1 protein-coding gene is annotated in these 230 nt (G+C 65.2%); it reads right to left on the bottom strand.

The genetic code is table 11. The annotated features are described in order from the left end of the window. Positions 1–230: chorismate-binding protein (locus tag AC0L20_RS42000; RefSeq protein WP_473295994.1), on the bottom strand; the 230-nt coding region annotated here is incomplete at both ends.

Here is a 230-nt window from a genome sequence, read left to right as displayed (position 1 = left end):
GAACAATTCCGGGACGTTTACCGAGCCGATACGGCAACTGCGGCCGAGGTCGTTGCGCAGCAGGTCGACGATCATCAGGTTCTCGGCGCGATCCTTTGCGCTGGCCAGCAGTTCGGCGGCGTTGGCGGTATCTTCCTCCGGCGTCAGGCCACGTGGGCGGGTGCCTTTGATGGGGCGGGTTTCCACGCGGCGCTGGCTGACATGCACGAAACGCTCGGGCGACAGGCTCA

The sequence above is a fragment of the Bradyrhizobium sp. Kon58 genome (genome assembly GCF_055807455.1).
Note: the sequence above shows the minus strand (reverse complement) of the source record. Positions and strands in the feature narration are given on the sequence as shown.